Here is a 26,523-nt window from a genome sequence, read left to right as displayed (position 1 = left end):
AGAATAGATGTGTTAGCGACCGTAAGATAGACGTGTTGCCAGGTAGGGAGGCAGGCCCGCCTTCTCGATCTTCTCCTGTGTTTTCTCGATAGGGTATTCGACGCGATAGAAAGTAAAGCCGCGTTCAGTATCATAGATCATAAAGGCGGCACGTGGATCACCATCGCGTGGCTGACCAACACCACCAGGGTTGATGATGGCGCGATAGCCTGATGCAGCCTGCCAGTTTCCTTCAGGGGGAACGATCATTTCATTGGTTACCTGTACCATACTCTGGCTCAGACCGAGTAGGGCCAATAGTTCTTCAATCTCCTGATTCAGGCTATCCTCAGCGCTCTGAATATCCTGCTCAGAAGTCACATGTTCAATATAGATCTCACCGTCTTCGTTGTCTTCCTCTTCCCCAAGACGTTGCGTCTCTTCCTCAGTGATATCTTCTTCCTCTTCCTCCAGAAGTTCCGTCTCCTCATCGCTCTCGCTTATTTCTGGCTCTGAGGGTTCTTCCTCGCTCTCTGAGACATCATGCTTGCTAGATGTGACGTGGGCCTGGTTTTGAGTGGTTTCAGCCTGTGTTGAAAGCTGGGCTGGGCTGACCGCAGCCAACTCTACAGTATCCTCGTCATCTTCCTCCATAAATGAGGTATTCGCGACGAAATCGGCCTGAGCTTCTGCAACCGCCTGAGCCTCTTGCACTTTGATTTGCTCCTCATTACCTGCTAGGGGAGCGGTTGGAGTGGTTGAGTATGTATCAGGCTGCTGGAAAATAATCGGAACGTGAGTATGACCAACTAGACAAAAGCGACTGTCGAAATGTTGAAAGCTGCGTTCCGCGAGAACTTCAGAGGTGAGATATTCCCAGAGGGGGCCGTAGGGGCTACCGTGTACTAGTGTGCAGGAGCCAATCTGTAGCCGCTCGGGGAGGTCTGCGAGGAAGTCGATGTGCTCCTGGGTGAGTTGTTCTTGCGTCCATTCCGCCGAGATGCGTGCGGCCTCGCTAAACTCCTCCAGGTCGATTTTCCCGACCGCCGCCCAGTCATGGTTCCCAGCTATAATGACATTGGTGCGCTCGCGCAGCATCTCAATGCACTCATTGGGGTTGGGACCGTAGCCAACGAGATCGCCTAGAAACCAGATCTGATCAATAGGCTGTTCTCTGGCGAGTTCGTCTATTTTTGCGAGTACGGCCTCTAGCGCTTCTAAATTCGCATGGATATCGGTAAAAATAGCATAACGCATTCAACTACACTCTTTTTTTAACTAAATAGCAGAAGTTGGTGGGACCATTCTATCATGTTTGGTAGGTGCTTGTCAGTACCTACCGCGCAGAACTACTATGCTTAGGACCGTAGCGCGCAACTTTGTCCCATACTTTCTGCTACCAGGAAGATGTAAGGAATGTTCTCAGGTCGCTGGAATTTCCAGAGGCAGGCTAAAGCCCCAGTCTAAGAGCGTTGCCGCGCTTTTATCGCGTGTGGTTTCATCGGGGCTGTTGAGAACCACTCCCAAAAGAGTCTGCCCATTGCGTTTGGCCTCGAATACCAGACAATAGCCTGCTAGATCGGTGTGCCCGGTCTTTACGCCCAGCATGCCATCATAGCTTGCCAGCAGTTTGTTGGTGTTCTCCCAGGTATGGGAGTTATGTTTGTCTGTGGCAGGTAAGGTATATGTCTTTGTCTGGACAATCTCGCGGAAGAGCGGTTGTTGCATCGCATAGTTTGTGAGTTTGACCAGGTCGGCTGCGGACGAATAATGTCCCCCTTCGGTAGTTAGACCATCTACATTGGTGTAGCGAGTCTGGAAGAGATGAAGCCTGAGTGCGAAGAGGTTCATGCGTACCACGAACCGATCCGTTGACCCAGCAAGCGTATCAGCGATGGCATAAGCTGCATCGCCTCCTGAGGGAAGCATCAATCCATAGAGAAGTTCGCGTAGGGTAAATGTCTCCCCTACAGCCAGACCTGCGTTACTGCTCCCCTCTGTAATGACATGCAGATAGGCGTCTTTCTGTACCGTAATCTCTTGGTCCAGATTCCCTGTCTGAATAGCGATGAGTGCCGTCATGATTTTTGTGGTGCTTGCCATCTGGACAGGCTCTTCCCCATGTTGATCAAAGAGCACGTTTCCACTTTGGGTATCAAAGAGGTAGCCAATCTGTGCTGAAATCGTTGGGAACTCTCCTTTGACGGTGAGCACGGGAAGGGGCGTGGGAGAAGGGGTGGGGGTCTCCGGTACAAGCGTAGCAGTAGGTGCTGCCTCAACGCTCATTGGGGCCTGTGACGCATAGAGCAGGAGCGTCCCAAGCAGTACGCAACTAACAGTAAAGACTAAAGTGACTGCGAGAATGAAACGGCGATTCATAAGCTATTTCCTGATTGAAGCAATAGAAACAATTAAGATGCGTTCGCGTATTGTAGATTTGTATTAATAAATACGCGCGAACGCTGCGAGTGATACGCGCTCGTGAGTAGAGTGGGATGAATATATTGAATTGCATTGATGTATAGCTTTGATAAATAGAACCAATGAGTATTAACGTAGCTGACCCCCTACAAGAGACATTGTAGGGGGTCAGGCAGGAATATTAGGCTAGAGATGCGCAGGCCACTGCTTATGATGATCAGTGGCACGCCCGAAGGCGTCGGCAATGTGCAGGATGGTCTCTTCTTTAAAGGTGTCACCCAGTAGCTGGACGCCAACTGGCAGATTCTCGCTGAAACCACCTGGGATGGAGACGCCGCAGATCCCAGCCAGGTTGGCTGGGATGGTGAACATATCTTGCAGATACATCTGGTAGGGGTCGGAGATTTCACCCAGCTTGAATGCTACGGTTGGGCTGGCCGGGCTGACCAGGGCATCGACTTGTGTAAAGACTTCGTCGAAGTCACGCTTGATCAGGGCGCGGACCTTCTCGGCCTGTTTATAGTACGCGTCATAGTAGCCTGCTGAGAGAGCATAGGTGCCCAACATGATGCGGCGCTTAACCTCAGCCCCGAAGCCATACTGGCGGGTCTTCTCCATCGCTTCCCACATATCGCTGGTATCGCGGTAGGAATAACCATACTTGACGCCGTCGTAGCGCGACAGGTTAGCGCTGGCCTCCGCTGGAGCGATGATATAGTATGCGGCGAGGCCGTACTTGGTATGGGGAAGCGAGACATCGACGATCTCCGCGCCCAGTTCGCGTAGAGTCTCGATGGCATCACGAACCACACGCTCAACGCCTGGATCCATGCCATCTACCCAGTATTCTTTCGGAACGCCCAGGCGCATCCCTTTCAAGTTGCCAGTCAGAGCCTTGCTGTAATCTGGCACCTCGTTAGGAGCGCTGGTGGAGTCACGCTTATCATGACCTGCAACTGCTTGAAGCAGGATTGCCGCGTCCTGAGCGTCACGCGCGAAGGGACCAATCTGGTCTAGTGAGGAGGCGAAGGCAATCAGTCCATAGCGTGAGACGCGCCCATAGGTTGGCTTGAGACCCAGCACATTACATAGTGCGCCTGGTTGGCGAATCGAACCACCAGTGTCACTTCCATATGAACCCATCGCCATCCCAGCCGCAACCACCGCCGCCGAACCGCCACTACTGCCTCCTGGCGCGCGATCCAGGCCCCAGGGATTGTGTGTAGGGAAGAAGGCTGAGTGTTCAGTTGATGAGCCCATCGCGAACTCGTCCATGTTGGTCTTTCCCAGCATGACCGCGCCAGCCGCATTGAGTTTTTCCATCACTGCCGCATCGTAGGGAGGTCGGAAATTCTCCAGCATACGCGACCCGCAGGTGGTGGTGATATCTTTGGTACAGATAACATCCTTGATTGCCAGGGGGATGCCAGTCAAGGGCGACAGATTCTCTCCGCTGGCTATGCGCTTATCTGCCTCTTCAGCCTGCTTGAGGGCCAGTTCATCGGTGACAAGAGTGAAGGCTTTTACCTTGTCTTCAACAGCTCGAATGCGCTCAAGATGCGCTTTGGTAAGCTCTACGGAAGAGAGCTTACGCTGACGAAGCAGGTCAGCGGCCTCATGGATGGTCAAAGTATGTAGGTCAGGCATAGTACACTTATTCTCCCTCTAGCACCGCATTGACTTTCAGGCAGTTTTCATCTTGATCGGGGGCGTTTGCCAGGAGCTCTTCGGGTGAATATGAAGGCTGAGGAGCATCAAGGCGCGTGATATTGGTCAGACGGGAAGCATGTGCCGTTGGTGAGACACCACTCACATCGGCTTCCTGAAGAATCTGGATATGTTCGAGAATGGCGGACAGTTGACCACCGAAAAGATTAATCTCTTCCTCGCTGAGCGAGAGTCTAGCGAGCTTTGCGACACTCGTCACCGTTTCGCGATCGATCATAAACATCCCCTCTTTAGACAGCTTGCCATTCATGCGCTTGAGCGCAGCTAGCCGCCAATGAGGCGGCGTTGGCGAGTGTTTTTACAACAGGCTACTGTTTGGCTATAATGTATAGTCCCAGCGAATATGGAAGTCTGTGAAATGCTCTGTGAGTGCTCTCCAGGTCATTTCGACATGGCGTACACTGGCCGATGGGGACCCAGGCGCAGATGCTCAAGGAGCTGTTCTTGCGCTGGACGCGCCCCTTGAGCGACAACTTCGACATCTCCGCTGTTTGTGTTTCGCGTATAGCCACGTAAACGCAAGCGGCGCGCCTGCTCGACAACGAATTGTCGAAAGCCGACACCCTGGACCCGTCCATGCACCAGGGCATGGAGCTCCTCAGCCTGCGTTTGACTGTGCTTATCTTCGCTCTGATTCATGGCCCCATTCTAACATACTCTTATCCTACAGCATAGTCTTGCCCTCACCATCGTCAGTATTTTTCAGCTTCAAAGGCACACCTCTTGCTATACTCACGTTCATATAGTAGACCGAAAGATGAGCAGGGGAGCATTAGGATATTTCGCTGCTCTTATGGAGGTATACCAGGTGTGCGAGTGGTACTCTTTTCCGAAGACGTAACAGACATGATTGCCATACGATAATATCAGTGTAGTTCTCAGGCGGCTTTATCTATGTGCGAAATCGTACTGTGAGATATGAGTATTCTGAATGGTTGGATGTGTATCCTAAAGAGTGTCGAAATTGTGAGATGATACCTTTCCTTGCCGTATACTATGTGGTACATCTAATAGAGTTGACTCACCAATTTATAATTAGGGACCAGTAGAGATGATTGTGTCAGGACCGCAACGTTATCAACTGTTTTATTCTAGTTAGCCAGAACGCGCGTATCATTTCTGAATTGTCAGGGCTTGCACATATGCATGATGAAATATATAAGTGGGGCCCTCTAGCTAAGAGGTAATAGCATGTTGCGCGGGCGACGTCCGCGCAACATGCTATTACCTCTTAGCCCTGAACATTAAAGAACTGCGTGCCCTCCAGCGAGGCTGATTTGGGAGTGATCTTGCCAGCTTATTAAAGGAAGGGGGCATTTTGGCGCGAATCATGGTAAAATCTGTCTAGAATCGACCTCTCTATAGTCCCTCACAGAGGTAAAAAACATATGCAGTCTGTACAGGATCTGGCAACGGCGGTGCAGCGCGTGGTTGCCAACGTCGAGCGTGTTATCGTAGGTAAAGCTGAATCAGTCGCGTTTAGCCTGATCGCGGTTATCTGCCACGGTCATGTCTTGATTGAGGATGTTCCCGGCGTGGGGAAAACTGTGCTGACCAAAGCTATCGCTCGTTCTATTGGTTGCACATTTAAGCGTATTCAATTTACTCCAGATCTTCTTCCCAGCGATGTGACAGGTGTTTCAATTTATAACCAGAAAACGGGCAACTTCGAGTTTCGCCCTGGCCCTATTATGGCTCAAATTGTGCTCGCAGATGAAATAAACCGGGCTACCCCTAAGACTCAATCAGCGCTGTTGGAGGCTATGGAAGAGGGTCAGGTGACTATGGATGGCGTATCTTATCGCCTTCCCGAGCCTTTTATGGTGATGGCTACGCAAAACCCTATCGAGTATGAGGGGACATTCCCACTTCCCGAGGCCCAGTTGGATCGTTTTATGATGAATATCAAATTGGGTTATCCGCAACCTGGTGATGAGGTAAATATTCTGGATAGCCAACAACATCATCACCCTTTGGAAGATCTGGCGCAGATTATGACTGCTGAGGAGTTGGTCACGATTCAGCAGCAGGTGAAATCTATCCATGTTGACCAATCTATACGTGAGTATATTGTGTCCTTGGCAAACGCAACACGCAACCACCCCAATATCTACCTGGGGGTTAGCCCACGTGGCTCGCTGGCACTCTTCCGGGCCTCGCAGGCGTTGGCTGCTATGCGTGGTCGTGGCTATGTTATTCCTGATGATATCAAACTCTTGACGAAGCCCACGCTCGCTCATCGCATCATAGTGACACCGGCGGCTCGCGTTCGCTCCATTACATCCACAATGGTGCTTGATGAGATCCTTCAGAGTGTGCCTGTGCCGAATGCGTGGGTCGGTGGTGGAAGGGGGCGCTAGCATATGCTACGTCCCTGGCAAGCTCTATTACTCCTGGCAGTACTGGCCTTCTTCGCGGTTAGTAGCGGTTGGCATGATTTGTATGTGCTTACCTATGTTCTACTGGTGCTCTTTACCTTATCGTGGCTCTGGGCACGCTATAGCGTTCGCAAGCTGATCTTTCGCCGCTCAAGTACTGGCGGACGGGTCCAGGTAGGTGAGGTTTTTGAAGAGCGACTGATGTTGGATAATCTCGGAGTGCTTCCTAAGCTCTGGGTCCAAATTGTTGATGGCTCTACCCTGCCGGGTCATCGCGCGGGCTATGTTGCTAGCATGGGAGGGCGGAAGCGGGCTATGTGGCGTGTGCGCACTCCATGTCGCCAGCGTGGTCGCTTTCAACTAGGACCGGTCAGTGCTATCAGCGGTGATCCCTTTGGTCTCTTCAGAAGGCGCCTTACGCTCTCAGCGTCAAATGAATTGTTAGTCTTGCCACGGGTGTTGCCTATTACGCAATTTGCTCTCTTCTCTGGCGGCTTGCCAGGGCGAGGTAAGACTTCTCGACGCGCTTTGCAAACGACGACAAATGCAACATCCATTCGTGAATATATTGCGGGTGATGCTCTGAGCCGTATTCACTGGCGTTCAAGCGCACGTCATAACAAATTGATGGTCAAAGAGTTTGATCTTGATCCGGCTGTGGATGTCTGGATCTTTGTCGATCTGAATGAGAGTGTTCAGGCTGGCGAAGATGAAGATTCCACTGAAGAATATGCCGTCACTATTGCTGCAACCATCGCTGTGCATCTGTTGCGCCAGGACCTCTCGGTGGGAATGATTGTGAATGGCGAGCGGCGCGAGATACTTACTATGGATCGAGGCGATAGGCAGATCGAGCGTGTGCTAGAGTTGTTAGCGGTTGTGCGTTCAGGTCCAGGACCTGACTTAAAAGAGGCGCTGGCCCTGGATGCATTTCATCTTGGGCGCAACATGGCGGCGATTGTCATTACACCCTCTAATTCTCGCGATTGGCACGCGGGAGCGCAACAGTTACAGCGACGCGGCGTGCAGGTTGCCGTGATTGGCCTGGATGCCGCCTCTTTTGAAGAAGGGCTGCTTTCAGACGAAGATAGTCTGGCCTTACTTGAAGGCGCTGGAATCCCTGTATTGCATGTACGTAGTCAAGATCCTCTAACTCCTATTCTGGAAAGTGGCCCTGAAGCGCGCTACGCACAACGGAGGTAAGTGTCATGCAAGATGCTGCGGTTGATAGATTGCTCAAGGTCATCTCTCGCTCGCCCAATGAGGGGCGAGGCCGCAAGAAAAAGGATAAACCCGAAGGACCTATTGCGCTACGCTTAGGACTTGAGGAGGGGTGGCTTTCACTCTTGCTGGTCGCGGCAGTAGTCTATAGCACAATCTGGTGTGTGCAGGCTGTTGGTTGGGTGGAGCATCTAAATATTCTTTCACTGACGACCCTGTTGGGGTTGGTCGGAGGTGTGCTTTCTGCCAAGCAACGACGCTTTCCAAGTGTATTGTTACATGTAGGGATTATCGCTTTTGGCGTCTTGATTTCTTTCTGGCAGACCGCAGGAGCCTTCTATCAGGGGAATGTGCAGACGTTAGCTCAAGGGGTCTCCGACTGGCTATATACTATCCAGCATGGCGGATTTGGCAACGATGACGCGATCTTCCTGCTCTTCATCGTGATGCTTGGTTTTGTGCTGGCATATACAAGTGCCTGGCTAGTATATCGTACACGTAGCCCCTGGTTGATGATTATTGCCAATGCCGTAGTGTTGCTTATCAATCTCAGTAATGCCGCTAATGGATATATTATCTTTCTCATTGTCTTTCTTCTGGCATCACTACTGTTGGTATTGCGCTTTAATCTCACTGAATCGATCAAGCGCTGGAATCGGCAGGGGCTACGCTACTCGGAGGACTTGAGCTGGGATATTATGCAGGCAGGTTCTCTGATCTCAATTGGTATTCTGATACTTTCCTGGGTGCTTCCCTATGGGTACACAGATGCCACGGCTGCACAGGTCTGGAGCACTGATAATAATCCGTGGGTCCAATTGCAGAACACATGGAACCGTATCATTTCTGTCAATGGCGGTGTGAATGCCGCCAATCGAGGTAGCTTCCGCGATACTCTCTCTCTCGGCGGCAATCCTAATCTGAACAATGAGCTCGTCTTTATGGTCCAGAGTGACGATGGAAGTCAGTATATTCAATCGGTGAGCTTCGATACTTATTCGGTGAGCGGGTGGTCAGTAAGCCCAACTTCGAACCGAACCGTACGTGTTGGTGAGACACAGCCGACGCCTGCGCTCAAGACCAAGCAAGTGAAGCAGAAGATCACGGTCGTGAACCAGCCTGCGCTCCAATATCCATATCTTTTTGGGGCGTCAGAAATTACCTCAGTGAGTTTGCCTTCCTCGATCTTGCAGAGCCAGCAAACCAGCGAGCCAACAGCGTGGCTGGCACAAAATGGATTCCAGACCAGTGGCAGTTCTTATACAGTTACTTCGAGTGTCTCGAATGCTGATGAAGATTCGTTGCGTCGGGTACCTATGCCTGTCGATGCAACTCACTATGTCAACTCAAAGGGAACGATCTCTCCAGATGCTTTTGATCCCGATATTCTGAACGCTTATACTCAACTGCCGCGCGGCCTTGATTCAGATATTGCCAGCCTGGCGAAGAATATAACCAAAGATAAGAAGACGATGTACGATAAAGTCGTCGCGCTTGAGACCTATCTACGCGTACACTATTCGTACGATCTTGATATCCAGAAGCCTCCACATGAGGAAGGGGTGTCCTGGTTTCTCTTCCGTAGTGGTAATCGAGGCTTCTGTAACTACTTTGCCTCAGCGATGGCAATTATGGCTCGAACGCAAGGTATCCCAGCGCGCGTTGTAACCGGGTATACGAATGGGCAGTACGACAATAAGACGCATCAGCGTGCTGTGCATGGCGTCGATGCGCATGCCTGGACACAGGTGTACTTTGCGGGCTACGGTTGGATCAACTTTGAACCCTCGCAATCATTCTCTGTCTTCTCTCGCCCTTTGCCTACAACAACTGGTAATGGAAACGATCCCTCAACTACGCCAACGGGAGGACCGAATAATCCAAACAATACCAATGGAGAGAATCATCAGAACAGGCTAGGCTCTAATGATCCGCTTGACAATAGTTCGGCTGGTGATAACACGACTGGTCCTAACCTGGGGCGCTCCGTAAGTATTGCCATGGGAAGCCTGATTTTATGCTTGATCTTTGGCGCGGTTGTCTTTAGCCTATGGTGGCGTAAGCTCTTCAGAAATCTAAGCGTAACCAGCCAGGTTTATGGCCGCATCTGTCTGCTAGCTGGTTGGGCTGGTATTCAGCTTCGACCTGCCTTAACTCCCAATGAGTATATGGCGACGTTGGCCGAGGCTGCGTCAGTTGAGTCTGAAACGCTGAAGCGTCTGGGGGATATCTATACTCGTGAGCGCTGGGCTAGCCCGGAGGATAAAGAGCATCCTGGGTGCAATGGGGATCTTGAAGATGTGCCGGGTCTGTGGCGCAAGCTTCAACCCAGGCTCTTCCTCTACCTCGCACGTCATCCCTACTTCCTGCGTTGGGGACCACGTCGCCTTGCGTACCTCTGGCAGAGCTATAAACAGCAACGTAAACAACAAAAGATGCTTTACGAGGATCTATAAACCTGTAGCACTTTCTGAGTTGCTTGTTCTTGTCTCTTTGCTGGCTAGATGGGACCATCTGTACAGAAAGCTTGACCTGATGGAGTAGTTTGCATACACTAGAGGATGCGGTCTGTTAGTAACGACGAGAGACGCTAGCGACAGGCCGCATCGCTATGGGTTTTTGATGCAGGAGGGTTCGCAATGTCCTTAGAAACAGCGGAGAATAGCGAGCAGACGCTTATCCCAATCGTGGAAGAAGCGTCGCGTGAGCTTGTTATACCAGGGGCCTCACCAGTGCGTTTGCAAACGCTAGATGTGGCGCGTCATAGCGCGCCCGCTCCTAATGGTAAGCGCTATGTGGTTGCCACCTTTAACGATCAGCGGATGGGGCGTGGCTACATAACGGCTATTTATCCCCAGCAAGGTGGCTACCTCACCTTGATCCGTTTGGTGCTCGCGGAAGCTAGCAGCAAAACTGTAGATGAGGCGGTCCAGAAGCACACAGATTTTATTCAAAAGATACAGCAGGGCAAGTTGGCGCAATTGTTGCAATCCCTGTTAGGTGAGGGCGAATAGCCTGTAATAGCTAGTATCCCGAGCTTCTCCTGTTCGCATCTGTGGCGCTCAGGAAATAAAGAGAGGATTCAGGTTTATGGGCCTGAATCCTCTTTTCGTGCAATTCAATACGTTATTGTAATGGCCTGAGAGGGCCAACTTGCTTGATGGTAGATTGCAGTTGCTGCTGAAGTTGATCAAGTGTCGCTGGCACCGGTTTGTTGCTGGCGAAGGCTGCGGATGTAATGGTCCCAATCGCGCTATCATACTGTCCATAGCTGATAGCTAGATGATTGATAGATTCCTGCCCATGTGCTAATGACCCCTGAGCAAGTTCAATTAACTGCTGTTCACTCAGTGATGGCATAATCTTATGTGTCTTGGCTGCCCATGCTGGTATCAACTGGCTCCAGGGGGGAATCGCACCAGATGATTCCATATACGATTTAGCGCCATGTTCTGGACTACATAACCACTGAATGAACTCCCAGGATTCCTGGGGATGATGAGTGTTCTTTGACATCATCCAGGGATCAGTAAAGAGAACATTTGTGTTCGTCTTGATCGTTGGCAGGGGAGCCGCTGCCCATTGGAACTTGACGGATTGGTAGGACCAGAAGCCCCAGACACCGTTCATTGTCATGCCTACTTTGCCGCTGAGAAAGCCGTTGAGCACAGATGCATCCGCGGGGTTGGGCATGTATTTGTACTTGTAAATCAGATCTTGCTTGAACTGCTCGGCCTGTATAACCTCTGGACTGTTCGCGGTCACAGAATCGATGACACCTGTTTTATAGGCTGATTGCGGGAAGATGTCCCCTCCAAAGAGGAGCGAAGTCGCGTTCTCCGGCCACAAATCATCGCTCAAGCCGTATTCGCGTTGGGTAAGTGGAGCGTCGGGTGTCGAAAGAGCTTTGGCATATTTTAGTGCGGTATCCAGGTTCCAGTTGGGGTCATCCCAGTTAGTAGGAGGCGTAGGTAAATTCGCCTTCTTCAACATGTCTACATTGTAGAAGATATAGCTGCCGCCAGTCGCAAAGGGGATGGCATAGACATGACCCTTGACGCTGTACTGGTCCAATAGCTTTTTATCCATGCCCTCAAAAGAGAAATGAGAAGCATTGATAAATGGCGTCAGGTCTGCGGCAAATCCTCTGTACACATTATCCGCCCAGCTATTATTGCCCCAGGTTGAGTAGACATCGGCAGGCACAAAACCCACAGACATCGTTTCATTCTTTTGATCGTAATTGGCGCTTCCTGGCGAGATGACTATTTGGACGTGAATATTGGGATGGCTAGCCTCAAATTCTTTGACCACCTGATATTCCCAGGGATTGTTCTGAGGGTCCGCTCGAACCAGCCAGTTGATAGTTGTCTTCCCCGAGAAACTTTCTGCACCTATGCCCAGCACGCTGCAACTGCTAAAAATCAGTGCAAGGGCCGATAGTAGCATCGCCAATACGAGCGTTTCCCTTAACGCTTTGCTCATATGCCTACCTTGTTTTGTTGTACTGGAGATATGCTTCTCAGGTCTGTACATAAGCTGCTGACGCATGTTCCTCATCCTCTCTCATCTGTCTTGACACGCGCTACGACAATACCCTGCACCATATAGCGCTGGGAGAAGAAGAAGACAACGATACAGGGAATAATCGCGACAAGAGATGCCGCCATGAGCATGTTCCACTGGGTTTGTCCCAGGCTGGCCGTATACTGGGTCAGTCCGAGGCTGATTGGATACTTTTCATTTGTATTGAGGTAGATCAATGGGCCAGTCAGGTCGTTCCAATGGAATATGAAGGAAAAGATGGCGACAGCCGCTAGCGCAGGCTTCGAGAGCGGCAGGACGATGCGCCACCAGATAGTGAGATGATTCGCGCCATCCAGTTTGGCGGCCTCAATCAGTTCACGCGGGAGAGAACGGAATGCTTGCCGTAGCAAGAAAATCAGGTAGGGGCTCCCAAAGAATGTAGGCACAATCAAGGGGAGGTAGGTGTCAATCCAGCCTAACGATCTAAATGTGAGGAACTGAGGGATAATCAATATTTCATAGGGAACCATCATGGTTGCCAGCACACACACAAAGACGATCTCCCGATAGCGGAAGCGTACATGTGCAAAGGCATAAGCTACCAGCGACGATGAAAGGAGATCGCCTATCAGGGCCAGGATGCAGTAGGCAACTGAGTTGCCCATGAATTGAAACACAGGAACTTGCGTCAAAGCGGTCACAAAGTTTGACCACAAAGGCGGATTCGGGAAAATAATAGGAGGAAAGACGCTAACATCTGCCAGCGACTTAAGGGATGTTGAGAGCATCCATAGGAGTGGTCCCGCGAAGATAATACTCAGTAGGACCAGTAAAATGTAAACAACTGTTTTTCCTATCCGCCGATTCCAGGCCTGGATTGCCCTGGCTGGATGTTCCGCTCGTTGTGTATTGATGTTTGTCTGGATCGCCATAGCTCTATTGCTTTCTCCTTCGTTACTACCTCTTGAAAAACTAGATGCGCATTACACTGGCTGCATAGGTTTTCGCACATCTAGCTTATATGCTGTCTATTACTGCTTGCCTATGATTCGTAGTACACGAAACGGCGACTGCCCCACAGCAACAAAATGGTTAGGAGCAGGATGATAATAAACAGGATCAATGCCTGCGCGGCTGCATAGCCAAACTTGAAGTATTGGAATGCGTTATTAAAGAGGTAAAGGACATAGAACTGGGCCGAGTAGTTTGGTCCAACCCCGCTGCCGCTATTGCTGACAACGTAGGCTGGAACGAAGATTTGGAAGGCCGCGATCACACTGGTTATCAAATTCAAGAGGATCGCGGGGCTCAGCATGGGGACGGTGATCGAGATAAATTTATGCCAACCGTTTGAGCCATCGAGTGCGGCGGCTTCATACAATTCAGATGGGATGCCTTGTAAGGATGCAAGGAAGACGACCATTGGACCGCCAATAGACCATAGCGCCATCAGAACGAATGATGGAATGACGGTGTTCTCATCCTGTAACCAGAGCGAAGAGGGAAGATGCAAAAGATTAAGGATGTAGTTCGCGAGACCAAAGTTTGGACTCAAGATCCAGACCCATAGCAGCGATACCGCTACTCCAGGTAAGAAACTGGGCATGTAAAATATAGTTCGAAAAATGCCCTGAAAGCGGACTCGCTGATTGAGCAGGAGTGCAAGGAGCAAGGAGCAGACCACTGAAAGCGGTACCAGGAGAATCGTGTAGTAAGTCGAAACGCCAATCGATTTCAAATAGACTGGATCTTCAAATAAGGCTTGATAGTTTGCCAGACCAGTAAAGGTTGGTGCTAATGCCGTCCCTGTATAATCTGTAAAACTCAGGAACAGGGAGGCAATGATGGGGAGTCCAGTAAAGGCAATAAAGCCTATAATCCAGGGGGAGATCAGTAACCAGAAGCTACGCGCTTCCCGTGCTTCTAGCTGTTTTACACGTCCCGTTCGTCCCCTTTTCTTGTGCTCAGATTCGATCTTTGATGACGTTTCCTTCGCTTGAATGCTTGACACATCCATTGTGTTACCCTCCTTCTACGCCAGGTAAAAAACAACATAGTTTCTTGTAGAAAGGGCTTCCCTGCTTTTCTGCTTACGCGAAAGCATTTTTAAAGAACGTGGGTATCAAGCGCTAATGAGTAGATTGATATATGTGCTTTTGTGTGTAGCAAGCATTTCGTTTATTGTATATATCAAATCTTCTCTGAGTCTTCTCATTGGAAACGCTTGATTTTGAAAAGATTACCCAAGATTTACGTAAAAGTCAATATTTACTTTATTGATGAGATAAATCGCGCACAAAAAAATTTATATCTATAAGCATGGTCACCTGATTTTTAACTTGTTTAAAAGCGCCTTGAGAGAGATTTCTGGTTGTATAGTATGGCATAGTGTTCAAGATAAATTGTCTGTGATATTTATTAAAGATGGCCACTATTGACTTATAAATAGAAAAATGTTATGAAAAACCTTGTAAATTTTCTGTTCTTTTTACATTATGAGCTAGCAGTGAGGTGAGGTGAAATGGCTCGCTTGGTCACAGTGAAGGATATCGCCAAAGAGGCTGAGGTTTCTATCGCCACAGTTTCTCGCGTGCTAAACAATCATAGCAACATCAAAGACGAGTTGCGTCAACGTGTGCTCCAGGTTGCGGTTGACCTGGGCTATTTTAAGTCTAGCCCTTCTTCGTCGCGCCAGAAAAAACGAGCGCTCAAAGAAATTGGCTTTCTTCTGACCTATAGTGATCTGGATGAGCCCCCGCTTGATATCTTCTGGTTACACATTCTTCATGGAGCGGAGATTGAGGCACGCAAGTCAGATATACGTGTGACCTATTGTGGCGTTAGCCTGAATATGCCACAATATGAATTGCTCAGTAAGTTGCATGCGATGCACCTTGATGGGATTCTGCTCGTTGGACCTGCCAACTCCACTATGGTTCATACAATTCAAGCAACAAATGTTCCTCTTGTGCTCGTCGATAACTATGTTCGTATCCCGGGACAACATATCGATTCTGTACTTTCCGCTAACTTTGAAGGTACGAAAGAAGCCGTGGGATATTTGATTGAAGAGGGGCATTGCCAGATTGCCTTCCTGGGTGGCTATGTATCGCAGCGTCAAAACATCATTTATACGTTTGAGCGTCGAAAAGAAGGCTATCTATCGGCGCTTAGTGATGCTCATTTACCAATCCACAATGAGCTCCAACAATTTTGCAATATTAGCAATGCCGATGATGTATATGCGGCCTGTAAGCGCCTTATTGACTCTCGCCTTCCCTTTAGCGCTCTTTTCTGTGTGAATGATGGAACGGCTAATTATGCTATGCAATCGTTGAGGGAACTCGGGCGTAGAGTTCCTGAAGATATATCGATTGTTGGTTTTGATGACGTTGATATTGCATCTCATCTCTCTCCTCCTCTGACAACAGTTCGTGTGCATAAAGAGGTTATGGGAGCCACTGCGATTAAAAGCTTAATGGCTCGCATTGCCAGTCCTGAGGCTGTTGGCTTAACACATACTATTGATGTCGATCTGGTGAAACGAGCAAGCGTGCTCCCATACAACATTTGATTGCTCAGAGTATCCAGTTTAAACAACCTTATTGTGAGCTCCAAAATTGTTTGTCAGGCCCTTCTCTCTCTCTTTCTTTGCCCCTTGACAAAGCCCAGGAGCGTCTCGTATACTTACCAACGGTAGGGATTACGTTATCTAATCACTACCATTGCATCCAATATATAAGGGTGCGGCGTATTGAGCGTAATAAACATACTCAGCGCTCGTATGGCATATTATATTTACTTCTTATCCGGAAACTTGAGCGCGTCAGCGCTAGACACGACCAGCGGCGCCGTGCCCTCGAATGAGGGTTGGTTTTCGGATAAGACCTTAGGACACATTCTTTGAAAGGAGCAGGCAATCATGATTAAGCACACTATCATGAAGTGGCAATATACTATTATGCCCTTTACGTCCCGTGATGCGCATGTATTGCTTGCTGCCTCCGCATTCCCGACCTTTGGTGGCGGGATGTTGGCGCTGCGTGGTGAAGTTTTCCGCGTGGCTCAGGGGTGCAGTGTGCCCATTTCAGGTGGAGGACCACCTGTCGAGAGAGACAGGTGAATTACTGAGAAAACCTCCAACCGTGGGCAACTGGCGCAGATATGAAATCCAGTTCCCACGGTTTTTTGTTGTATTTTTCTTATTTCCTCAATGTGGTTTTGTTAATGGATACATAAGGAGGCGGTATGTACGATTGATATGTGGTTGCTGTAGTGGTGGACGTCTGTTTGTATATTTTGTCCTGTAGTATGGTTCGCATGGTTTGTGCATGTGTATCTGGAAGGAGTAGAGGCAAGTGGTCGCTACGATGAAAAATCCCTTATTGGATGAGATCACGATAGATGTGACACGTGATGCTGTTGTTATTGATGGCGTGTCTAAGATCTTTAAGAAACCACGCCCCATGTTTGGCTGGTTACGCAAGAAGGCTGATGCTGAGAAGCCAGAGAAGCAGGAGATACGAGCCGTTGATCGGGTGAGCCTGACCATTAAGCGGCGTGAGATTGTTGGTATTCTAGGTGCCAATGGTTCGGGAAAATCCACGCTCATTCGTATGATCTCAACACTACTTATTCCCGACGAGGGCAGTGTGAGCGTTTTTGGCTACGACGTCATTAAAGACGAGCGCATGATCCAGCGTCTGATCAACCGGGTGAGCGTAGAAGCATCCTTCTTCAAGAAGCTCTCACCAATGGAGAATCTCTTGTATGCCGCCCGCCTCTATAACATGCCGGGCGCTGAGGCGCGAGAGCGTATCAATATGATTCTGGGTCGCCTGGGCATCAAGCCTGACCGTATTAATGCACCCCTGGAGAATATGTCGCGTGGTATGCAGCAGAAGGTCGCTATCGCCCGCGCTTTCCTGACCTCTCCCATTGTGCTTTTGCTTGACGAGCCAACCACGGGCCTTGATCCACGCTCTAAGATCGACGTGCAAAACTTTGTGAACGAGTTGCGTGATGTGCATGACGCTACCATCTTGATTACCACACACGATATGGATGAGGCCGAGGCTCTCTGTGATCGTGTGTCGATCATTGATCAAGGGCGCCTGATGGCTCTGGGCACGACTGAGGACCTGAAGCGTCAGGTGGGTTTGCTCATGGGACGCGAAGAACCAGCCACTATGAACGAAGTGTTTATGCACTATACGGCGACTCGCCAGATTACAGAAGAGGATATCAAGCGCTATGGAAGCTGGGAGAGAGCCTTTGAGGCCCTCGAAGCCGAGCGCGAAGAGGAAGAGTAGTTCATCACTTGCAATTTACGAAAGGGAATAAACCTGTTATGTCGACTTTGATGCATCAAGGCCGGGCTGCTTATGCCTTCTTCGAGCGCAACTGGAACTTGACCAAGCGCTACTGGGCCTGGGAGATTGTCTGGCTAATCTATAATATCGCCAACGCGCTGACTGTGACCTTTATTGCCAAGTTGGCTGGCGAGACCGATCCGGTGAAGGAGAACTACTACATTCTGGTGCTCCTGATTGGTACATCGGTCTGGTCCTACCTGAGTGTGACCTTTGAAGGCGTCACGGATGTGATCAATATTGAGCGGTGGGAGGGGACCATTGAGCATACCTTTATGGCTCCTATCTCGCGTTTTACCCACCTCATCGGAAGCTGCTGGTATGCTATTGCTCACGGCCTGCTCTTCTCCGTCCTGCAATTGCTGATTGTGGGAGCCTTCTTCCACCTGGACCTGGGCCATGCGAACTACCTATCAGCGCTCTTTATCCTGTTGGTAGGCAGCATCTCCTTTATTGGCTTTGGGATTGCGTCCTCAGTTCTACCTCTGCTCTTTACTGAGAAGGGGTCACAGATGTCCTTTATCATTCGCGCGGTTCTGCTGCTCTTCTCAGGAGTCTACTATCCGATTGATGTTCTGCCCGTGTGGATGCAAAAGGTCGCGATCTTCTCACCAGCTACCTATGTATTAGAGGGGCTGCGGAACGCGATTATTAATGGCTCGCCCATCTGGTCACCACAAATTCTTAATAATACCTGGCCTTTGATCCTGGCTGGCGCTATCAGCATTCCGCTGGGTATCTATATCTTCGGTGTTGCTGAACGCTATTCCAAGCGAACCGGGCGCTTGAAGCGCAACGGGTAAAGTGCGGTAGCATCGCTGGTCGTGTATCTACGACACGACCAGCGAGCTCCTGAGAGAAAGTGAGGAGAAAATGCTAATAGAGGGCCTGAGCATCCGCCCAGCGACACTAGATGATGCGGCGCAGATCGCGCATATTATGAATGTCTGCTCGCTTGAATTTAGTGGAGTACCGGGAATATCCTCTGCGTATTTGCTATTCATCTGGACGCGGCCAACTTATAAGCTCGCAGAGAGCGTGCGTGTGTTGGTGACAGCTGAAGATGAGATTGTCGGTTGGGTTGGGCTTCGCCATCAGCAGCATATAGAAGTCGACTTTAATATGGATGTGTTGCCTGCCTATCGTGGGCGTGTGGAGCAAAAACTCCTGTGCTGGGCAAGGTCACGCGCAAATGAGCATATCACCCTGGCTCCGGAAGATATGCAGGTTGTGTTGAGCACCAGGGCAAATGCCAAAGATAGTGCTCATCGGGTCTTTCTGGAGCATGAAGGCTTCCAGCATATTCGTTCTTTCTGGACCATGAAACGGACTCTTGAGGGGCAACCTGAGCAGCCACAATGGGCACCCAGCTTCCAGCTACGAACCTTTAAAGAACTCATAGAAGATCCATCTCAGGACGATGAACGTATATCACACGCGATCTTTGAAGCGCACGAAGAAGCTTTTGCCGACCATTGGGGCCATGTTCCCTCCACCTTCGAGGCATGGCGTGAGCGTGCTCTCAATTCTAGGCAAGATCTTGGTTGCTTCTACCTTGCTATGGATGGTGAGCAGGTTGCCGCCTACGCTCGTTGTGCCGAGGAGAGGGGAGATGGTTGGGTGTATACCTTGGGCGTGCGGCGTGCATGGCGGCGTAAGGGTCTGGGACTGGCGCTGCTATATCACGCTTTTGGTGAGTTCTATAGAGAAGGAATTCGAGATATCTACCTGGGTGTGGATGCTCAGAGCCTGACAGGCGCTACCCATCTCTATAAGCGTGCTGGAATGCATGTCGCGTGTGAGTATACCATTTATGAGCAGATTCTACGCCCTGGACGCGATATCCGTACTCAGATGCTTGAGCAAGCTTGAACTCCGTTGATTGATGTATTGCGGAAAAATGATGGTTCGATCCTGAACGAGGAAGGCAATGCTTGAAACACAAATACCACAGGGCATGAAGCTACGCCCCGCTACCTTTGATGACATTACTGCTATAGGGATGCTATATGTGGAGCGTGATAAAGCGCTTGGCATTGAACCTGTCGAGCCCTTGTCCAGTCGCGAAGATGAGTTGCGGCACGACTTTGCTGCGCCTAGCTTTGACCTCCAAATAGATACGCGAGTGGCCCTCAATGAGCATGGCGAACTCATCGGCTATGCTACTACTGATCATCAGCAGCATGTTCACACTTGGTTGAATATGGTGATGCGCATGGATTACCAGGATAGCGCTATCGAACAGGTATTGCTCAATTGGGGCGAGGTACGCGCGAGAGAGCATATCGCGTTGGCTGCTGATGGATTACGTGTCATACAGCGCACCTGGGTTGACGCACGCTATACAGCCCGTCAGAGACTATTGGAGCGGCATGGTTTCCAGTTGACGCGGCGCTTCTATCGGATGAAGATTGAGCTGGAGGAGCCACTCACTCAGCCTATCTGGCCTTCTGATATCCATGTGCAGACCTTCCAACCAGGCATGGAGCGTGCAGTCTTTGAAGCTGATGAAGACATCTTCCGCGATCACTGGGGCTTTGTAGGAGATGACTACGATGAGTGGGCGCATCACGCTCTTAACCCTCAGACCTTTGATCCATCGCTCTGGTTTCTGGCAATGGATGGCGAGCAGATTGCTGGTATCGCGCTCTGCGCCAAAGAAACTGCTCAGGAAGGTGAGTACGAGGGCTGGGTGCATTCCCTGGGAGTGCGCCGAGCATGGCGGCGCAAGGGCCTGGCTCAGGCCCTATTGCATGAAGCATTCAATGCCTTCTATCAACGTGGCCTGCCTGATGTCTTGTTGGGAGTAGATGCAACAAGCCTGACAGGTGCGACGCGTCTGTACGAGAAAGTTGGGATGCATGCCATTAAGGAGTTCCTGAACTACGAGAAAGAGCTGCGCCCTGGTGTTGAGCGTGGAACTGAAACACTCGTCGAGGAGTAAGCATCACCGCATATCGCTGGGGAGCAAGACATAAGTAGTGGCTCGCTTTCTGGCGGAAGGAGTATTTTATAGAAATGTCTGAATATCAATTGCCTCATGGCTATAGCACGCGCCCGGCGACAACGGGCGACGCACTCGCCATTGCTCGGCTGATGAATCTTGATGAGATCGCCCTGGAGGGCAAGGCTGAATATACAGAGGAACGTGCGAAGACCTCCCTGTCAGCACCAGGCCTGGACCTGGAACAGGATAGCCTGCTGATCTTCACCAGCGAAGGGGCGCTTGTCGGTATCGGGATGCTCTTTCACTTTCAACCCATCAGGCAGGATATCCGCATCAATGTTTCTCCTGTATATCGCGAAAAGGGTCTGGATGATTACTTGCTTGCCAGGCTTGAGGAGCGTGCCCGCACCCTGACGACATGGGTAGAATCGGATCTTCGTGTTGTGCTGGCGGCAGGTACAGATGTCAGGAGCCAGGCGAATATACGCCTGTTTGAGCGACATGGCCTTCAACGTATACGCCAGACATGGCGTATGGCTATCGAATTGAACGGGGAGCCAGTCGAAGCCATATTGCCTGAAGGTGTCAGAATGGAAACCTTTCAGCCAGGCATGGAGCGGATCGTCTTTGACGCGGAGATGGACTTTTTTCAGGATCATTGGGGGTTTCTGCCACGCGACTATCAGGAATGGTTGCACTTCAATGTGGGATACAAGGGCTTTGATCCGACCCTCTGCTTTCTCGCAATGGTTGGAGATGAGGTGGTCGCGATGGCCCTCTGCCGGAGAGAGGCAGAAGATGTAGGCTATGTTAGCACGCTTGGAGTGCGGCGTGATTGGCGGCGTCATGGTTTAGGGATGGCGATCTTGCGTCATGCCTTTGGTGTGTTCTATCATCGCGATGTTCATAATGTGCATCTCCACGTTGACGCACAGAGTTTGACTGGGGCTACACGCCTCTACGAGCGAGCTGGTATGCATGTCGCGCAGCAAGCTGTGGATTATGAGAAGGAATTACGGGCGGGGAAGGAGTTAAGGATACAGACGCTAGCGGTCTAAGTGCCTTGAGAGCAGAAGATGTAAGCCAAATCGGAAGGCACTCGTACCGAACCGCTACCTGTTTATCTCTTTCTCCAGGCATGTTGTAGGGATGCACGGGAGATGATTCTCCCGAATGGAGAAATGTATGATTGTACGTCTACATAACCTAGCGGCGAGACGTCCTGTACTAGCGGATCTCGCAGGGATACAAAGGTTGTTTCATATAGAGTGTGATTGTAAGGATACGGACGGATATCAGAGAGTGGAGGATGACGTACAGACGCGTTGGCGAACTCAAGGGTTGCGGCTGGAGCGCGATGCCTGGGTGATTGTTTGTAAGTCTCAAGAGATTGTGGCCTATACTGATGTGATGTTATATGAGAGTGCGAGCTATCTTACGCTGACTCTCATCGTTCATCCCGCCTATCGAGGTCGTGGTATTGGCACTCTGCTGATACGTCTGGCGGAGCAGCGCGCGCGTGATATCGTGGATGAGCTTGCTATAGAGAGGCCGTTCGCGTTGCAGTATGTTGCCCATAATCAGGACCTTGCGGCGAAGAATCTACTTGAGCGCGAAGGCTACGAGTTGCGTGATGCAGCTTATGTGAAGATGCTATACTCGGCGACTTCTGATGCTCTTCTCTATGCTGAAGCTGCCTGCTAACAGTTTATACAGACAGGCCTTGCGAGCGCCATTATGGGCTGGTTGCAAGGTCCTGTCTCTTTCCCTATGTGCTGCGATTCTGCTACTATGTTTGCAGTATCCTCAGCCGGATCGAGATACTGGTTCAGCATCTTAGTCATCATTCGCTGCTTGCAGCGTGCTCCGTCAAGTTGCTCATAATAATGGACTCTACGTCCAGAGAACGAAAGTGAGATGATACGCATGGGAACTTCCGCAATGCTTGCGATGGAAACGGTGAGCAGTGATAATGGAGCACGAACCTGGCTTATGCTTATGCTCGTCGTTGGTGTCCTGCTCATTCTTATAGGTTGCGGGATTGCCGTCTACACTCTCTATACATACCGAAGAGCACGCTAATCACTATCCCTTTATGGTTGCTCCTGAATAAATTCGACACGATTGCCGAAGGGATCGCGGAATTCAAAGCGCTCAAACCCTGGAATTGGCACCGAGTCTAGCGCTTTGATGCCATGTGCTGTTAGTCGGTCCCGCCATACTATTACATCTTCGACCTGATAGGCGATGTGGGCTTTGGTTGCCGAGCGCTCAACTCCTTCTTCCGTTCCTATGTGCACCTGTCTCTCACCAACTTGTATCCAGAAACCGCCGCGCCCCTTGAGCGATTCGGGCTTCTCAATCTCCGGTAGGTTCAGCACAGTGCAATAGAAGGCGCGGGCTTCCTCTTCCGCCCCCTTGGGAATTGTAATTTGAACGTGGTGTATGCCAAGGATACTCATATTCTTACCTTTTCCTAGTTGCTTCTGAACCTTTTATGGGCTCAAGAGGAGATGAAGCTGAATGTCAGGTCTCTTCTTGCAAGGAGGTCCGCGCTTGCTTCTCCCCTCAACCAGGGTATGACTAATAACGCCCACGCATAATGCGTTCGATATCGCGCTTTACGTCACGTTCGGCGAGAGCCTGGCGTTTGTCATAGAGTTTCTTACCTTTGCAGAGCCCTAGCTCAACCTTGGCGCGTCCACCCTTCAGATACATCTTGAGCGGGATGAGTGTGAGACCTTTAGTCGCGACGCGTTGCATAAGCTGATTAATCTCACGCTTATGCAATAGTAGCTTGCGTTTACGAAGTGGTTCATGATTGTAGCGATTACCATGCTCATAGACCGCGATGTGGGCGTTCTCCAACCAGATTTCGCCGTTGCGAGTCATAGCGTAGGAGCCACGCAGGTTAACCTTGCCGTCACGGATCGACTTGATCTCTGTTCCGACCAGTGAGATGCCTGCCTCGATGGTTTGCTCCACGGTATAGTCATGGTATGCCTGCCGGTTGACCGAGATAACCTTTGAATTTTCGCGTTGCGCCTGCTCTGTCTTTTGTTTTGTGCTTGTCTTCGCCATGTCTGCTTCCTCCTCAACACGGGGTCGTCTCTCTGCTTGCGCGCAAGCAGGAACACTGCGGTCTCTTACAGTTGCGATTGCTGTCGTATGCCGCAGGAGGTCCTTACGGCGTGGGGAGTGAGGATCGAAGGGAGGCCGTATGCCCGCCAATTCGCCGCCCCTGGCGCGCAAAGACCTGAAAAGCTGGATAGCACTATTATAGTATGTGCTCTCGCACAAGACAACTCAGCGCAAAATTTCTTGCCTGATTCGTCTGCTTACCTCACAACACCCCTAATCTCTTGGATGCTGAAGGCGCGGAAGACCAAGCTTATGCGAAAACAAATCTGGGACTGTTCACAATGAGTTATGAAGTGTCCTTGTTCACTTTGGTTTGTAGCGCCTATACTATGTGAGTAGTTCTCAAACAGATCAATCGAATGGTGATATATAGCCCTCCTACCCATCTCGTTGGAGGATGGGCGTCAACAAACGGTAGACTCTCAATAGTGGGTGTGAAGGGCAGGGATTAAGAGCCTGATTTCTGAAGTCAAAAGTGGTACAAGAGGTACTTGCATGTTTTATTCCATTGGGAAGTTCGCGACGCGTTACCGCTGGTGGATAATTGGATTCTGGGTACTGGCGGGGTTGTTGGCCCTCCCTTTTGCGCCAAGGGCTAGCTCTGTCTTGCGGTCTGGGGGCTTCTCTAGCCCTGACGTCGAATCTCAGCAAGCTATAAATCTGCTGACAGAGAAGCTGCACCTGAATCTTACATCGGTGCAGATAATTTATACGAGTGACAAGTATCATGTTGAGGATGTCGCCTTTGGGCAGAAGCTCGACCAATCGTTAGCCAGAGTCCGCTCCTGGTCAGAAGTCGCGCGTATCGTCTCCTATACAGACAATCCACGTCAGATTTCGCAGGATCGGCGCGCGGCTTATGTGAACGTAGAGCTCAAGGCAAGTTCTAATGATGCCCCCAAATTGTTGTCGCAATTGGAGCAACGCCTGGGCAAGGCTGATGGTCTTTCCTATCAAATAGGTGGAGGTCCAGTTTTCTACGAGGATATTCAGAAGGTCAGCGAAAATGATCTGCGGCGCGCTGAGATCCTGGCTTTCCCCTTTGCCATTATCGCGTTATTGCTGGTCTTCCGTTCCGTGGTCGCGTCTATCTTACCAACTCTGGTAGGTGGCTTTGCCGTTGTGGTCGCCTTAGCGCTGATCTTTGGCTTGGGACAGATAACTGACCTCTCCATCTTTGTACTCAATATTACGACACTTTTTGGCCTGGGCCTGGGAGTGGACTATTCGCTCTTTATGGTTAGCCGCTTCCGCGAAGAACTGGCACAGGGGAGAAGCGTGAATGAAGCGACTATCCTCACTGTAGCGACCGCCGGTCGTGCTGTAGCCTTCTCTGGCCTGACTGTCTCAATTGGCCTCTTTGGCCTGACGTTTTTCAGTATCAACATGCTGCACTCAGTGGGGATAGGAGGGATACTAGTAGTATTGCTGGCAGTGCTTGCTGCCTTGACACTTCTACCAGCGATGCTGATGATTCTGGGTGAACGTGTTAACTCCTTGCCAGTGCGCGTGCCGCGTCTGTGGCGCCGTCGTCAACCTGCCATTGTGGACGATCATTACGGCTTCTGGTATCGTCTCTCGCAGTTTGTTATGCGCTATCCTGTGAGTATCTTCAGTACTGTGCTGGTGCTGCTGATTGCTTTTGGTCTGCCCTTCCTTGGAGTTCGCTTCTCAGCTCCGGATGCCTCTATCTTGCCACCATATGTTCCCTCACGCCAGGCGTTTGACCTATTGCAGCAGCGTTTCAATATGCGTGAGACGACACCTATTATTCTGGCGGTGCAGACGAAGGGTGATGCTTTGCGCCCTGATAATGTGCGCCACCTCTATGAATATGTTCAGCGTATCGAAGCTGATCCACGTGTCCAACGTGTTGATAGTATCGTGAGCGCCGACCCTCGTTTTACCCTGGAGCAATATCAACTGCTCTATCAGAACCAGCAACTAGTCTCCGATCCCTATCTGGGAACCCTGCTTAAGTCGACCGTTTCTGGTAACACGCTTCTGATTCAGGTAGTCAGTAAATACGAGATGAATGATATTCGTTCACAGGAATTGGCGCAGACAATTCGTAATACGACTCCAGGGAATGGGATTAGTGTTCTGGTGGATGGTGGAGCAGCGGCGAATATTGATTATGTTAATACCCTCTATACTGAATTTCCCAAAGCGGTACTGATCATTTCTGGTATTACATACATTGTGCTCTTCCTGCTCTTCCGGTCGTTGGTCTTGCCCCTCAAGGCCATTCTCATGAACACCCTCTCTATCCTGGCAAGCTATGGGGCGCTGGTCATCATCTTTCAGGATGGTTTCTTGCATCAATTCCTCAATTTTACGCCGCTGGGCTTTGTTGAGGCGTCAAGCCCGATTCTACTCTTCTGTACCATCTTCGGTCTCTCGATGGACTATGAGGTCTTCCTTCTCTCGCGGATTCAAGAATCTTTCTGGCAGACTGGCGACAATACACGTTCGGTAGCTCTGGGTTTGCAGAGAAGTGGCGGTATTATTACGAGTGCGGCTGTGATTGTTATTGTCGTTAGCGCCTGCTTTGCCACGGCTGACGTGATTCTGGTCAAGGCCGTAGGTGTGGGAATGGCCTTGGCAGTCTTTATGGACGCGACATTTGTGCGCGGTCTGCTGGTTCCAGCGACAATGCGACTGCTAGGAGACTGGAACTGGTGGTTACCGTTCGTGGGAGTACAACGTAAGCCTGCTATCTTTGCCGAGGTTACAGGGAGTGAGGATAGAGCCGCATTGACAGAATTGCGTGATGCGCAAGATGCGCCGGTAGGAGGAAAAGAATGAT

24 protein-coding genes are annotated in these 26,523 nt (G+C 50.4%); 14 read left to right on the top strand and 10 right to left on the bottom strand.

Annotated features, from left to right (window positions below):
* Nucleotides 1–12 precede the first annotated feature (12 nt).
* The 5 genes from K3T82_RS05555 to K3T82_RS05535 form a co-directional block, all read right to left on the bottom strand.
* Complete coding sequence (locus K3T82_RS05555) at nt 13–1,236, bottom strand: metallophosphoesterase family protein (protein WP_220192492.1); 1,224 nt, start codon at nt 1,234–1,236, stop codon at nt 13–15.
* A gap of 165 nt (nt 1,237–1,401) precedes the next feature.
* Nucleotides 1,402–2,358: a D-alanyl-D-alanine carboxypeptidase family protein gene (locus K3T82_RS05550; RefSeq protein WP_236031018.1), complete on the bottom strand. Its 957-nt coding sequence runs from the start codon at nt 2,356–2,358 to the stop codon at nt 1,402–1,404.
* Nucleotides 2,359–2,586: 228 nt separating this feature from the next.
* Entirely contained in the window at nt 2,587–4,047 is a 1,461-nt protein-coding gene (gene gatA, locus K3T82_RS05545; RefSeq protein ID WP_220192491.1) for an Asp-tRNA(Asn)/Glu-tRNA(Gln) amidotransferase subunit GatA, read from the bottom strand.
* Nucleotides 4,048–4,054: 7 nt separating this feature from the next.
* Complete coding sequence (gatC, locus tag K3T82_RS05540) at nt 4,055–4,345, bottom strand: Asp-tRNA(Asn)/Glu-tRNA(Gln) amidotransferase subunit GatC (protein ID WP_220192490.1); 291 nt, start codon at nt 4,343–4,345, stop codon at nt 4,055–4,057.
* Nucleotides 4,346–4,509: 164 nt separating this feature from the next.
* Nucleotides 4,510–4,767: an acylphosphatase gene (locus K3T82_RS05535; protein WP_220192489.1), complete on the bottom strand. Its 258-nt coding sequence runs from the start codon at nt 4,765–4,767 to the stop codon at nt 4,510–4,512.
* 749 nt (nt 4,768–5,516) lie between these two features.
* Between K3T82_RS05535 and K3T82_RS05530 the strand changes: the two genes are divergently transcribed.
* The 4 genes from K3T82_RS05530 (at nt 5,517) to K3T82_RS05515 (ending at nt 10,741) form a co-directional block, all read left to right on the top strand.
* Nucleotides 5,517–6,488, top strand: coding sequence for an AAA family ATPase (locus tag K3T82_RS05530; protein WP_220192488.1), 972 nt, complete (start codon nt 5,517–5,519; stop codon nt 6,486–6,488).
* A gap of 3 nt (nt 6,489–6,491) precedes the next feature.
* A complete protein-coding gene (locus K3T82_RS05525) occupies nt 6,492–7,709 on the top strand; it encodes a DUF58 domain-containing protein (protein WP_220192487.1) in 1,218 nt (405 codons plus the stop codon).
* Between the two features lie 5 nt (nt 7,710–7,714).
* Nucleotides 7,715–10,183 (top strand): transglutaminase domain-containing protein, encoded by a 2,469-nt coding sequence (locus K3T82_RS05520; protein WP_220192486.1) that lies wholly within the window; start codon nt 7,715–7,717, stop codon nt 10,181–10,183.
* Nucleotides 10,184–10,366: 183 nt separating this feature from the next.
* Entirely contained in the window at nt 10,367–10,741 is a 375-nt protein-coding gene (locus K3T82_RS05515) for a hypothetical protein (RefSeq protein ID WP_220192485.1), read from the top strand.
* 112 nt (nt 10,742–10,853) lie between these two features.
* Here the strand turns inward: K3T82_RS05515 and K3T82_RS05510 are convergent, their stop codons facing one another.
* The 3 genes from K3T82_RS05510 to K3T82_RS05500 form a co-directional block, all read right to left on the bottom strand.
* On the bottom strand, nt 10,854–12,212 hold the full coding sequence (locus K3T82_RS05510; RefSeq protein ID WP_220192484.1) for an ABC transporter substrate-binding protein: 1,359 nt from the start codon (nt 12,210–12,212) through the stop codon (nt 10,854–10,856).
* A 71-nt stretch (nt 12,213–12,283) separates the two neighbouring features.
* Nucleotides 12,284–13,186, bottom strand: coding sequence for a carbohydrate ABC transporter permease (locus K3T82_RS05505; RefSeq protein ID WP_220192483.1), 903 nt, complete (start codon nt 13,184–13,186; stop codon nt 12,284–12,286).
* Nucleotides 13,187–13,296: 110 nt separating this feature from the next.
* Nucleotides 13,297–14,271, bottom strand: a complete 975-nt coding sequence (locus K3T82_RS05500) for a carbohydrate ABC transporter permease (protein WP_220192482.1) — start codon at nt 14,269–14,271, stop codon at nt 13,297–13,299.
* A 504-nt stretch (nt 14,272–14,775) separates the two neighbouring features.
* On the opposite strand from K3T82_RS05500, the gene K3T82_RS05495 reads away from it, so the two are divergent.
* From K3T82_RS05495 to K3T82_RS05455, 9 genes are all read left to right on the top strand, one after another.
* Entirely contained in the window at nt 14,776–15,828 is a 1,053-nt protein-coding gene (locus K3T82_RS05495; protein ID WP_220192481.1) for a LacI family DNA-binding transcriptional regulator, read from the top strand.
* Between the two features lie 348 nt (nt 15,829–16,176).
* Entirely contained in the window at nt 16,177–16,377 is a 201-nt protein-coding gene (locus K3T82_RS05490; protein ID WP_220192480.1) for a hypothetical protein, read from the top strand.
* 235 nt (nt 16,378–16,612) lie between these two features.
* Nucleotides 16,613–17,566, top strand: coding sequence for an ABC transporter ATP-binding protein (locus tag K3T82_RS05485; protein WP_220192479.1), 954 nt, complete (start codon nt 16,613–16,615; stop codon nt 17,564–17,566).
* A gap of 38 nt (nt 17,567–17,604) precedes the next feature.
* A complete protein-coding gene (locus tag K3T82_RS05480; RefSeq protein WP_220192478.1) occupies nt 17,605–18,429 on the top strand; it encodes an ABC transporter permease in 825 nt (274 codons plus the stop codon).
* A gap of 70 nt (nt 18,430–18,499) precedes the next feature.
* A complete protein-coding gene (locus tag K3T82_RS05475) occupies nt 18,500–19,498 on the top strand; it encodes a GNAT family N-acetyltransferase (protein ID WP_220192477.1) in 999 nt (332 codons plus the stop codon).
* Nucleotides 19,499–19,556: 58 nt separating this feature from the next.
* Nucleotides 19,557–20,570: a GNAT family N-acetyltransferase gene (locus tag K3T82_RS05470; RefSeq protein WP_220192476.1), complete on the top strand. Its 1,014-nt coding sequence runs from the start codon at nt 19,557–19,559 to the stop codon at nt 20,568–20,570.
* Between the two features lie 74 nt (nt 20,571–20,644).
* The gene (locus K3T82_RS05465) at nt 20,645–21,631 is read left to right on the top strand and encodes a GNAT family N-acetyltransferase (protein WP_220192475.1); all 987 of its coding nucleotides are present in this window, start codon (nt 20,645–20,647) and stop codon (nt 21,629–21,631) included.
* Nucleotides 21,632–21,758: 127 nt separating this feature from the next.
* Nucleotides 21,759–22,277 (top strand): GNAT family N-acetyltransferase, encoded by a 519-nt coding sequence (locus tag K3T82_RS05460; RefSeq protein WP_220192474.1) that lies wholly within the window; start codon nt 21,759–21,761, stop codon nt 22,275–22,277.
* A gap of 222 nt (nt 22,278–22,499) precedes the next feature.
* Nucleotides 22,500–22,655: a hypothetical protein gene (locus K3T82_RS05455; protein ID WP_220192473.1), complete on the top strand. Its 156-nt coding sequence runs from the start codon at nt 22,500–22,502 to the stop codon at nt 22,653–22,655.
* Between the two features lie 11 nt (nt 22,656–22,666).
* On the opposite strand, the gene K3T82_RS05450 is transcribed toward K3T82_RS05455, so the two are convergent.
* The gene (locus K3T82_RS05450) at nt 22,667–23,035 is read right to left on the bottom strand and encodes a VOC family protein (protein ID WP_220192472.1); all 369 of its coding nucleotides are present in this window, start codon (nt 23,033–23,035) and stop codon (nt 22,667–22,669) included.
* A 121-nt stretch (nt 23,036–23,156) separates the two neighbouring features.
* The gene (smpB, locus tag K3T82_RS05445; RefSeq protein WP_220192471.1) at nt 23,157–23,654 is read right to left on the bottom strand and encodes an SsrA-binding protein SmpB; all 498 of its coding nucleotides are present in this window, start codon (nt 23,652–23,654) and stop codon (nt 23,157–23,159) included.
* A gap of 555 nt (nt 23,655–24,209) precedes the next feature.
* Here smpB and K3T82_RS05440 point away from each other — a divergent pair.
* Nucleotides 24,210–26,522, top strand: a complete 2,313-nt coding sequence (locus tag K3T82_RS05440) for an MMPL family transporter (RefSeq protein ID WP_220192470.1) — start codon at nt 24,210–24,212, stop codon at nt 26,520–26,522.
* Nucleotide 26,523: the final 1 nt, after the last annotated feature.

This window comes from Ktedonospora formicarum, from assembly GCF_016587355.1.
Classification (GTDB): domain Bacteria; phylum Chloroflexota; class Ktedonobacteria; order Ktedonobacterales; family Ktedonobacteraceae; genus Ktedonobacter; species Ktedonobacter formicarum.
The sequence above is the reverse complement of the archived record's forward strand: the minus strand, read 5'-3'. Positions and strand labels throughout refer to the sequence as shown.